Source organism: Streptomyces sp. NPDC059850 (genome assembly GCF_042731515.1).
Classification (GTDB): Bacteria; Actinomycetota; Actinomycetes; order Streptomycetales; family Streptomycetaceae; genus Streptomyces.
On sequence record NZ_JBHWJI010000042.1, the window covers coordinates 78389 to 87448 of the forward strand.

14 protein-coding genes and 1 tRNA gene are annotated in these 9060 nt (G+C 68.4%); 4 read left to right on the plus strand and 11 right to left on the minus strand.

All coding sequences use genetic code 11. The features are described from left to right. Nucleotides 1-79 precede the first annotated feature (79 nt). Together ACFV9T_RS29445 and ACFV9T_RS29450 are read right to left on the minus strand one after the other, a co-directional pair. Nucleotides 80-301 (minus strand): zinc ribbon domain-containing protein, encoded by a 222-nt coding sequence (locus ACFV9T_RS29445; protein ID WP_385445458.1) that lies wholly within the window; start codon nt 299-301, stop codon nt 80-82. A 237-nt stretch (nt 302-538) separates the two neighbouring features. After that, nucleotides 539-1795, minus strand: a complete 1257-nt coding sequence (locus ACFV9T_RS29450) for a hypothetical protein (protein ID WP_385445459.1) — start codon at nt 1793-1795, stop codon at nt 539-541. A 155-nt stretch (nt 1796-1950) separates the two neighbouring features. Between ACFV9T_RS29450 and ACFV9T_RS29455 the strand changes: the two genes are divergently transcribed. Further along, nucleotides 1951-2022, plus strand: a tRNA-Val gene (locus ACFV9T_RS29455). A gap of 180 nt (nt 2023-2202) precedes the next feature. Here the strand turns inward: ACFV9T_RS29455 and ACFV9T_RS29460 are convergent. The 5 genes from ACFV9T_RS29460 to ACFV9T_RS29480 are packed head-to-tail and all read right to left on the minus strand — an operon-like array spanning nt 2203 to nt 3359. Next, the gene (locus tag ACFV9T_RS29460; protein ID WP_385445460.1) at nt 2203-2361 is read right to left on the minus strand and encodes a hypothetical protein; all 159 of its coding nucleotides are present in this window, start codon (nt 2359-2361) and stop codon (nt 2203-2205) included. Next, a complete protein-coding gene (locus tag ACFV9T_RS29465; protein WP_385445461.1) occupies nt 2358-2528 on the minus strand; it encodes a hypothetical protein in 171 nt (56 codons plus the stop codon). The genes ACFV9T_RS29460 and ACFV9T_RS29465 overlap by 4 nt, the downstream gene beginning before the upstream one ends. A gap of 29 nt (nt 2529-2557) precedes the next feature. After that, nucleotides 2558-2743 (minus strand): hypothetical protein, encoded by a 186-nt coding sequence (locus ACFV9T_RS29470; protein ID WP_385445462.1) that lies wholly within the window; start codon nt 2741-2743, stop codon nt 2558-2560. Continuing rightward, nucleotides 2740-2940, minus strand: a complete 201-nt coding sequence (locus ACFV9T_RS29475; protein WP_385445463.1) for a hypothetical protein — start codon at nt 2938-2940, stop codon at nt 2740-2742. The genes ACFV9T_RS29470 and ACFV9T_RS29475 overlap by 4 nt, the downstream gene beginning before the upstream one ends. Beyond that, nucleotides 2937-3359: a hypothetical protein gene (locus ACFV9T_RS29480; protein ID WP_385445464.1), complete on the minus strand. Its 423-nt coding sequence runs from the start codon at nt 3357-3359 to the stop codon at nt 2937-2939. The genes ACFV9T_RS29475 and ACFV9T_RS29480 overlap by 4 nt, the downstream gene beginning before the upstream one ends. A gap of 180 nt (nt 3360-3539) precedes the next feature. On the opposite strand from ACFV9T_RS29480, the gene ACFV9T_RS29485 reads away from it, so the two are divergent. Beyond that, nucleotides 3540-4766, plus strand: a complete 1227-nt coding sequence (locus ACFV9T_RS29485) for a helix-turn-helix domain-containing protein (RefSeq protein WP_385445465.1) — start codon at nt 3540-3542, stop codon at nt 4764-4766. 37 nt (nt 4767-4803) lie between these two features. Then, entirely contained in the window at nt 4804-5526 is a 723-nt protein-coding gene (locus tag ACFV9T_RS29490; protein ID WP_385445466.1) for a RibD family protein, read from the plus strand. 66 nt (nt 5527-5592) lie between these two features. On the opposite strand, the gene ACFV9T_RS29495 is transcribed toward ACFV9T_RS29490, so the two are convergent. The 4 genes from ACFV9T_RS29495 to ACFV9T_RS29510 are packed head-to-tail and all read right to left on the minus strand — an operon-like array spanning nt 5593 to nt 8336. Further along, nucleotides 5593-6630 (minus strand): sporulation-delaying protein SdpB family protein, encoded by a 1038-nt coding sequence (locus ACFV9T_RS29495; protein ID WP_385445467.1) that lies wholly within the window; start codon nt 6628-6630, stop codon nt 5593-5595. After that, on the minus strand, nt 6573-7205 hold the full coding sequence (locus ACFV9T_RS29500) for an SdpA family antimicrobial peptide system protein (RefSeq protein WP_385445468.1): 633 nt from the start codon (nt 7203-7205) through the stop codon (nt 6573-6575). The genes ACFV9T_RS29495 and ACFV9T_RS29500 overlap by 58 nt, the downstream gene beginning before the upstream one ends. Further along, a complete protein-coding gene (locus tag ACFV9T_RS29505; RefSeq protein WP_385445469.1) occupies nt 7202-7897 on the minus strand; it encodes a hypothetical protein in 696 nt (231 codons plus the stop codon). The genes ACFV9T_RS29500 and ACFV9T_RS29505 overlap by 4 nt, the downstream gene beginning before the upstream one ends. A gap of 25 nt (nt 7898-7922) precedes the next feature. Beyond that, on the minus strand, nt 7923-8336 hold the full coding sequence (locus ACFV9T_RS29510; protein ID WP_385445470.1) for an SdpI family protein: 414 nt from the start codon (nt 8334-8336) through the stop codon (nt 7923-7925). A 348-nt stretch (nt 8337-8684) separates the two neighbouring features. Between ACFV9T_RS29510 and ACFV9T_RS29515 the strand changes: the two genes are divergently transcribed. Continuing rightward, the gene (locus ACFV9T_RS29515) at nt 8685-9050 is read left to right on the plus strand and encodes an MmcQ/YjbR family DNA-binding protein (protein ID WP_385445471.1); all 366 of its coding nucleotides are present in this window, start codon (nt 8685-8687) and stop codon (nt 9048-9050) included. Nucleotides 9051-9060: the final 10 nt, after the last annotated feature.

Here is a 9060-nt window from a genome sequence, read left to right on the forward strand (position 1 = left end):
TCCTAACCGGCGAGGCCGTACCCGATGGGTACGCGGGGATACGTACCGGTTTACGCACCCCCTGACGTACCTCCCAGGATCAGCCGCAGCACCCGCCCCCGCAACATCCGCCCCCACCACCGGCGGGCGCGGCCGGTGCGGAGGAGGCGGCGGAGCCGCCGGTGACGGCGACGGTCGACAGCAGCTTCACCGTGTCCTCATGCCCTTCCGGGCAGGACGCGGGCGCCGAGGACTCGGCCATGGGCCGGGTCAGCTCGAAGGTGTTCCCGCAGGCGCGGCAGCGGTATTCGTAGCGAGGCATGTCAGGAGCATAACCACCGGCCCACTCCACGGCCCCCGTTCCGCCCCGCCCCAGCCTCACCCCGGCCCCGAGCCCGGCCGTGCCACTCGGCTCCGCCGGTGTTCAGGGCCCGGCCGACCCGGCTCAGCCCCCGGGCCCCGTACCGCCGAACCCGCCTCGTACGGCCCGTCTCGTACGGGGCCCGTTCCGCCCGGTACCCCCGGCCCCCGGGCCCGTACAGCCGCACCCGGTCCCGGCTCAGCCCGCCGCCCCGCCGCCCAGCTCGTCGCGGATCTCCCGTACTACCCGGGCGACCGACTGCCGGACCGCCTCCGTCTCCGTGAGGAAGTGCCACCAGTCCGGGTGCCGCCCCTCCAGCCCCGCGATCGCCCGGTCCAGCCGCGCCACCGCGTCGTCCAGGGGGCGGGCGTGGCGTGGGTCGGGGGTGCTGCGCCCGGCCATCGCAAGCCGCTGGGCGTCGCGGATCGCGAAACGGGTGCGTTCGATCTCCTTGTCCTGGTTGAACGACACCTCGTCCAGCCGCCGCAGCCGGTCCCCGGCCGCCGATACCGCCTCGTCCGTGGTGTTCAGCAGTGCCCGTACGGTGCTGAGCAGGGCCGTGGCGTCCGGCCAGCGCTGCTCCTCGCGCGCCGCCCGCGCCTCGCCGAGCTTCGCCTCGGCCTGCGCCACGTCCCGCGCCGCCTGCCCGGGCACGGACTGCAGATCCTGCCAGCAGGCCGCGCTGTAGCGGCGGCGAAGCTCGCTGAGCACCGGCTCGACCCCGGCGGCCCGGGTGGTGATCGCCTGGGCGCGGGTACGCAGCGACACCAGCCGCCGGTCTATCTCCGCCGCCCGCTCCGGCAGCCGCTCCGCCTCCCCGCGGACGGCCTCCGCCCGGCGCAGCACGTCGTCCGCGCGCCGGATGGTCTCCTGCACGCCGTGCTGCCCGGCGCCCTGGTTCAGCTTGGTCAGCTCGGGCGACAGCGCCGCCAGCCGCGCGGCCAGATCGTCCGCCCGCAGCCCGGAGCCGCGCACTTCGTCCAGCGCGTTCGTGGCCGCCAGCAGCGCCTGCCGCGCCCGCTCGACGGCCGGTGCCAGCCGCGCGAGCTGCGTCTCGGCCTGCTGCAGCAGCGACCCCAGCCCCTGCCCGAACCGGTCCAGGTCCGCCTTGGTCCGCCGCAGCTCGTCCCGCGCCCGGGTCAGCTCCGCCCGCGCCCGCCCGGCCGCCGCCGCGTCGAGCCCGTCCCGGTCCAGGTCGTGGGCGTCCACGGCGGTGATGTAGTCGTGGCTGACCTGGTCGATCCGCTGCCCGAGCGCCGCGAAGTCGGCGGCGGCCCGGCGGGCGGCGGGGGAGTCGTCCACCGCCGTGATCGTCTCGATCGAGATCCGCAGATCCCGCTGCGCGGTGTCCAGCTCGTAGAACGCGGCCGCCGCGGCATCCTTCGCCGCCTGCGCCTCCGCCCGCTGGCTCTCCCCGCGTCCCCCGAACCACCGCCGCGCAGGTGTCGCCGCCACTTACCTCTCCCAATGGATCGCCCGGGCCCGGATGTCATTCTCCCACCCACCAGGGACGAACACAGAGGTCGGTACGGTTCGCGTCCTCGGCTTTTTCCCACCACAACCGGATTGCGGCGCCACCCCGCGAACAGGGTAGGCTGACAGCTCCCCCCGGGCGCATAGCTCAGCGGTAGAGCGCTGCCCTTACAAGGCAGATGTCGGCGGTTCGAATCCGTCTGCGCCCACAGTGACCGACCGCAGGTGAAAGCCTGTTTCGGCCCCCCAATCCTTTTGGGTTGGGGGGCTGTTTCATGCTGAAGGTCCACATGGAGTCCACCTCTCCACGGATGCAGCGGTGTGCAGGGACGGCCGCTGAATACGGCTGCGGCTACCCGGCGGTACGCGTTACTGCAGGTAGATGGAGGTCAGCGGCTGGCGTAGGTGTAGGCCAGCAGCGCCACCGGCATCGCCGCGCACAGCACGAAGCAGATCCTCCACGCCGGTAGGCCGAAGAAGCGGGTGCCCTCGCCGTCGGGGTACACCTCGTCGCCGTCTCGGACGACCCGGTGAGTCCTGATCTTCATACCTGCCTCCGACGCGTCATGGCCGCGGCTGCCCAGAGTAAGACGACGGCTACCGGCGCCATGACCATACAGCCGCTGGTCTGCCCGTTGCCCATGTCGCCGCCCGGGCCCGGCTTCTTGCGGCCCTTCTCCTGGGCCTTGTCCCCGTACTCCTTGTAGTCGCTCACGCTGCCTCCAGAAGGCGTGTCAGGGATGTTTATGAGGCCGAGGTGTCGAGGGCCGCTCGCACCGCGCGGTGCAGCCTGTCCCCGTATTCGCACCGCTCGCCGCCCCGGCAGTCGGGGCAGGCCATGACGTGGTCGAGGAACCGGCTCCAGACGGTCGGCCGGACGTGGACGACCGCTGCGGGCTCCCGGCGGCGCTCCCTCCTGAAGGCCCTCACCGCTGCCGCCTGACGGGCTCGTTGCGGTCGAGGAGACGGCGGCTGCAGTCGAACGGCTCGCGCTGCTTCGGGAACGTGGGCGCGCAACCGGGACAGGCATACACCGTGCCGCCGCCACCGCTCCCGCCGTAACCGATCGCGACGACGACCGGTTCCCTGGTGGGCGTCTGGCAGCGGGCGCAGACCTGGACGCTCACCGCGCCGTCGCCTCCTCGGCGGGCTCGGCGGCGATCGCCCGCACCAGGGCCTCGCGAAGCCGTCCGGGGTCGGTCAGGTACCGGTCCGGGCCCATGGGCACTCGCCAGTGCAGGCGCGGACCGCCCCTCCAATGCGCGGGCGGCACGCCGACGTACGTGACCTCGGCTCCGTGCGCGCCGAGAGCGTGGATGCTCCTCTGGAGGCGCCCCCAGTGCTCAGCGTGGCCGCTCGGGATGAGCCAGTACATCAGGCCGTAGTCGGCGATGACGGCACCGCTCGCGTCGCCGAGTAATGCGAGGACGCGTTCGCCGATCTCAGCGGGGGCGCGCAGGACGTCCCAGTGCGGGCCGACCTGGACCATCTCAACCTCGCCACGCGGCGGGGACCACGGCTCGGCCGCGGGTTGAGTAAACGTCATGAAGAAGCCTCCGGCGGGTGCGTCTCACCTTGTGCGTACAGACAAACGCGACTCCCCGCCCGCCGTCTCAGGCGCATGCGGCACACGCTGCGCGTATGCACAACCTGCATACGCATGCGAACCAGGTCACTACTCTGGGTATCCCTCCTCAAGTCACGCCACCACACACCGGGACCGGATATGGCGCAGTCAGCGAGCCACCCCAACGCAGGTGAGGCCATCGCTGCCGCCCGCCACGAACGCGGCTGGACCCAGCAGCATCTGGCCGATATGTGCGGGTACAGTCAGAGCACGATCAGCCGTCTGGAACGCGGCCTACAGTCCGCGCGCGACATCGAGGTGCTCGCCCTCGTCGCCGATCGGCTCGGTATGGCCCCTGCCGAAGTCGGGCTCGCCGTCGCCGGAGAGGCCTCGCACAGCGCTGCGGTGAAACGTCGTGACTTCCTGGGCACAACGGCGGCAGCGGCCGGTCTCGGCATCCTCCCCGCCCCTGTCAGCGTCTCCGGCGGCGCGACTCGCCGCCCCGTCAATCCGGCCGTCGTCGGCCACCTCCAGCAGCTCCGAGCCACCCTGGTCCAGTCGGACGGGCTCTACGGACCGCACGCGGCGATCAGCGCCGTCCACGACCACCTCACCGTCATCGAGCGGCAACTGCTGCCCGCAGCCCGTGGTCCCCTCCGCCGGGAGATCCTCAAAACCGGCGCGGAGTGGGCCGAGTTCGCCGGTTGGCTGTACGAGGATCTCGGCCGCCCCGAGCAGTCCCTTTGGTGGTCCGACCGGGCGATGGAATGGGCTCAGGAAGCCGACGATCCCGTGCGGCAAGCCTTCATCCTGATGCGTAAGGCGCAGCAGTCAGTCGGGCTCGGACAGCGGCAGCGGGCCGTCGGCCTGGCGTCGGCGGCCCTGCGAGTCCGGGGCGACGTGCCCGCACGTATCCGCGCTTCCGCCCACCTTCAAGCAGCACATGGCCATGCTCTCCTCGGAGGCGAGCTGCCAGCCCTCCGCGCGCTCGACGCCGCCCAGGAACTCGTCGACGGAGACGAAGCGGTGAACGATCAGCTCGGCGGCTACTGCAACCCCGCCTACGCCCATGCCCAGCGCGCCGCGTGCCATCTGCGCCTGGGCAATCCGGTGGACGCCGTGGCCACCTACCAGCAGGCCTTGAAACACTGGCCCGCCATATACCAGCGTGAACGCGGCCTCCATCTGGCCCGGCTCGCCAACGCGCACGCCGCCCACCGAGCCCCGGACGCAGCCTGTGCCACCGCCATGGATGCGCTGAACATCAGCCGTGAGACGGAGTCCCGCCGTACGACCGAGGAGCTTCGCCGGGTGGTGACCAGCCTGGCGCCATGGCGACATACGGCGATGGTGCAGGACTTGACGGAGGCCGTCGCGGCGGTGTGACTAGGCTGCCCGGAACCAAGATCTGCTGGAGGAGCCCATGCACATCAACGAGTTGGTCGGCGCGGACGAGTGGCACAGCGTCGAAGGGCGGCCGTACGTCGTCTACAAGTACGCGGCCACGCTGGACGGGCGCATCGCCGCGGCGGACAGCACCAGCCAGTGGATCACCAGCGCCGAGTCGCGGGCCGAGGTCCACGCGCTGCGCGCGGCATGCCAGGCGACCGTGGTCGGTTCCGGCACCCAGCAGGCCGACAACCCCCACCTTGCCGTCCGTTCGGCGAAGGACGACCCGAAGCTGAAGGTGGCCGTGCCGGTCGACGAGCAGCCGTGGCGCGTCATCGTCGACAGCAACGCGCGGACACCCGCCGCCGCCCGGGTGCTGGACGACGCGGCACCCACCATCGTCGCCGTCGCCGACGACGCGGACGCCACGCACCTGGACGACGTGGCGACCGTCGTCCGGCTGCCGCGCGCGAAGGAGGGCCTGGGCCTGGACCTTCACGCGCTCCTGCGCGAGCTGGACGGGCGGGGCGTACGCGGCATGTTCCTGGAGGGCGGCCCGACCCTCGCCGCATCGTTCGTATCGGCCGGGCTGGTCGACCGCATGATCGCCTACATCGCGCCCGCGCTCCTCGGCCGTGGCAAGAGCGCCCTGCAGGGCGGCACCATCGAGACGATGGACGACATCCTGCGATGCGAGCTGGTGGACGTGTCCCGCTCCGGCCCGGACGTCCGACTGATCGCCCGCCCGAGGCGCTGACCGCACAGGCCGTCCGCCGTAAGGCTGGCTCGAAGCCTCAACTCATGGGCACAGGAGCATCGTTGGCTACGACCCGAGCTTCACCGCGTCGGTCTTGCCGGTCGGCTCAGGATCCGTCGGCATGGACGAGTGGCTCGCCCCAGGGGAACTACGGGTGTGCGAGAGCAGGCTCTTCAAACGCGGGGCGTTCGCGTCGATACCCCGGGATGCCGCGCAGATTACCGCTCCCAACATGATGAACCCGAAGGAGATAATCCCGAGCTGCAAGATGATCAGAACGTGAAGGCATGCGCTAATAGTCGCAGCCACCATCTGCCGGGATCCGCCCCGCAACAGGAACAGCGCGATCAGGCCTTCCGCGAAAATCGTCCCCCATGCGGACAGAAGGGCGATAAGGGTGATGCCCGTCGCCCAGCGAAACAGGTCGGCGAACAGACCGGCTGCCCCGAAGTTCTCCATACGCGCGACGTAATACGTCGCACTTCCTTCCGCCCACGGGCCGACGGACAATTTGGCCAGGGCGCTATTGAGATAGATGTACGCGACTTGGAGCCGCACGCCCCACCAGCCTGCCCAGGCGAGGCCCTGCGGGATCGACCCCTTCCCCTCTTCACCAGTGGGCTGTTGCCAATGCCATCTCCGCCTGTCATTGGCGCAAGCCAGAACGAGGAAGAAGGTGACAACCTGTGCAACAGAATCTCCGCCGTCAGGTAGCGATACCGACTGACCGATGGAGAGGGACGCCCAGAAATGCAACACGGTGGTGTACCGAGGCAGAATCCCGCTCGCGACGATCAGGAGCAGGGCCAGCACCAGGATGTTGAGGAGCTGACGGTCCGCAGAGCCTGCCAGGCAGTACAGCGACACGCCCTGGACCGGGGTCGAACAGTCAATCGTGATCTCATCCCCGCCCACCGGCACGAAGAGATGAGAGGCCGGAGTGAAGACCAAGATGGATGCCTGGGCAAGTGCGATCATTGATCTGCCGATGCCAAGAGCCCGGGACTCGGCGGGAAAGCGTCGGACGGACCGCTCCATCACTACGGCTATTTGCTTTGCGAACACTTCGCCTCCACAAGAGCAGCCTTCTTGTCGAGGCGCCATCCTTCATACTTGTCGCGAAACTTCCACGGCACAGGCGTCGACTCCACCAGGACCAATCGCCCGCAAAGAGTGGGGACCGGAGACGAGTTCGTGACAGCGGCCGGCCCCGAGGACCCGGCGACCACCGCTGGGCAATCTCCCTCTATCTCCTCGCAGTCCTTCCATGCGTGTACCTGATTCGCCATGCTGGCAACCTCTGGGCCTTGCGCACGCTGGCGCCTGGTGAGCCCATAGAGGTTATCCGAGCGCGAATTCGGCAGTCGCGCCGCATAGGAAACACCATCGTCGGACACGGTGTAAGGAACGAACTCAGGGTCATTCGGAGGTTTCGTGAAGAACGCCCAGCTCTGGGGCAGTAACCTCGCCGACAGCGACCGAAGTTCGCCTCCGTCGCGCGTGGAGAGCACGTTGCTCGGAAGGGAAAAGAAGATTGATCCAGCTAGCATGGTTCCGACGAGGAGAATGCCGCCCACGGCAGCGACCAGGCCTGGTGCCGAGTGAATCGGCTCAGGACTTCCCGCCTCGGTGGTCTGCTCGTCAGTGTTCTGCTCGGTGATCGCCGGGCCGTGACTCATGTCAGCGCAGTGGTCAGGGCGTTGACAAAGGCGTCGCGCTCGATGCCCGAGCCGCTCGGGCTGCCGTCCTCGAGATACCACGTGACGACCACGAGGGTTGCGAGGGCGTTGGTGGCAACTCCGGCGTTCGTGTACGCGACGGCGTTGGCGGCCCCTGCGGCGTTCACGTAGATGGCCACGTACGCACCCATCCAGAACCAGCCGCTCTCCTGTGCCCGCGCCTTGCCGCTGGCCGCGGGCTTACCGGTCTCCTTGATCCACTTGTTGAAGGAAACCGAGAAGTCACGGAGAGCGGCATTGACGCGCACAGGATCGCCGGACTGGAAGGGAACCGCCATATCCTGGTGGAACCCGGGGTGGGCGGCCAGGTACCTTGCGATGACCTTATTCAGCGCTTTTTCGTTGGTGTGCGGCTTATCGGGATCGAATCCGAGCATTCGCTTCAGCTCGGGGTTCGCATCTGCGATCGGCCCCTGGGCGGCGAGCAGCAGTTGAAGAAACTGCGCGTCGCTGTACTTGGCGGTCCCCTTCGCGGTCTCCTTGAGCTGTGCCTTGCCCGGCGCGGAAGCTCCGCGGCCGTCGTCGGCCAAGGCGGTTTGGGTGGTCACGCCGCCCGCCACAAGGATGGAACCGGCCGCTACTGCGGCGACTATTTTTCCGGAACTGAACTTCACAGTGTCTTCCCCCGACATGTGATGCATTTTAGCGTGAGCTGAACTAGCCATCTGAACTATCGACCGCGCGTGCAGCCGAATTTGCCTTGACCGCTGCTGCGGTGAGGAGTGCGAGAACCACGACGATTCCGGTCAACGGGACAATGATGACAGCCGGGTTTTCGGTGTCGCTCAGCGTCAACACCAGGCTGATTGCCAAGGAAATCGCGCCCACCGCGTAGGCGGTCAAGGAAGTCACCGTCAGCATCGGAGCCGCTGAGGTATGCCCTGCCTGCCATGCATGGTCCGAAGACATCGTTGCCTTGGTCCTGATGCCGATCACAGAGTTGCGCTCGATGCTTCCACTCGCAACTTGATTCTTCACGTAATGAATCATCGCGCCCAGCGTGATCAGCCCTACGCCGAACACAAAGCCCGCACCCGGATTCATTGCCCGCCCTCCCAAGAACGTAGACATCTTCGTTTCCCATGGGAGACGCCCTACGTCCCCATCCGCCAACAGGGGTCAGGTCACCTGTCAATGCGTCAGATCGGGACCCCCGTCCACTCTGCATATGCGCAAGCCGTTTGCAGGGCTTTGCAGTACTGCAACCGTAACATGATCATGCTCGGGTATCTCAAGGTCATTTCAAAACACCTCCCGGTTGATGCCTCCACTCTGTTGCGGAGGGAGTGATTCCGGAAACTGGTGACGCAGCCTGCACGACCGGTATCGCCGTTGTCCGGCCGTTCGGTGGCAGAGATCGTCGCGGGCCTGGTAGAGCTGTGGTGCCAACCCCATCGGCCGAGATCGAGGAGACCTGGAGTGACCCCCGAGCAGCTGCGGGCCTTTTGCGTGTCCTTCAACGCGGCCGTGGAGGAGTTCCCCTTCCCCCGCGTCCCGGACGTCTCGGTGTTCAAGGTGTGCGGCAAGATGTTCGCGCTGACGACCCTGGACGCGCGGCCGCTCACCGTGAACCTGAAGTGCGACCCGGAGGCCGCGATCCGGCTGCGCGGTGACCACCCGGGGCTGATCGCGCCGGGGTGGCACATGAACAAGCGCCACTGGAACACGGTCACCGTGGACGGCGACCTCCCGGACCAGCTGGTCCGGGAGCTGATCGAGGACTCCTACGATCTGGTCGTCGCGGGACTGCCGCGCGCCGAGCGGCTGCGGCTCGACCGGCCCTGAGGTCTGGGCC

What these genes read in the sequence shown, in the direction of transcription:
- ACFV9T_RS29485 (WP_385445465.1), top strand. Translation starts at nt 3,540, where the DNA reads ATGGCGCAGTCAGCGAGCCACCCCAACGCAGGTGAGGCCATCGCTGCC.
- ACFV9T_RS29480 (WP_385445464.1), bottom strand. Translation starts at nt 3,359, where the DNA reads ATGACGTTTACTCAACCCGCGGCCGAGCCGTGGTCCCCGCCGCGTGGC.
- ACFV9T_RS29460 (WP_385445460.1), bottom strand. Translation starts at nt 2,361, where the DNA reads ATGAAGATCAGGACTCACCGGGTCGTCCGAGACGGCGACGAGGTGTAC.
- ACFV9T_RS29510 (WP_385445470.1), bottom strand. Translation starts at nt 8,336, where the DNA reads ATGTCTACGTTCTTGGGAGGGCGGGCAATGAATCCGGGTGCGGGCTTT.
- ACFV9T_RS29505 (WP_385445469.1), bottom strand. Translation starts at nt 7,897, where the DNA reads ATGTCGGGGGAAGACACTGTGAAGTTCAGTTCCGGAAAAATAGTCGCC.
- ACFV9T_RS29490 (WP_385445466.1), top strand. Translation starts at nt 4,804, where the DNA reads ATGCACATCAACGAGTTGGTCGGCGCGGACGAGTGGCACAGCGTCGAA.
- ACFV9T_RS29495 (WP_385445467.1), bottom strand. Translation starts at nt 6,630, where the DNA reads ATGGCGCCTCGACAAGAAGGCTGCTCTTGTGGAGGCGAAGTGTTCGCA.
- ACFV9T_RS29445 (WP_385445458.1), bottom strand. Translation starts at nt 301, where the DNA reads ATGCCTCGCTACGAATACCGCTGCCGCGCCTGCGGGAACACCTTCGAG.
- ACFV9T_RS29500 (WP_385445468.1), bottom strand. Translation starts at nt 7,205, where the DNA reads ATGAGTCACGGCCCGGCGATCACCGAGCAGAACACTGACGAGCAGACC.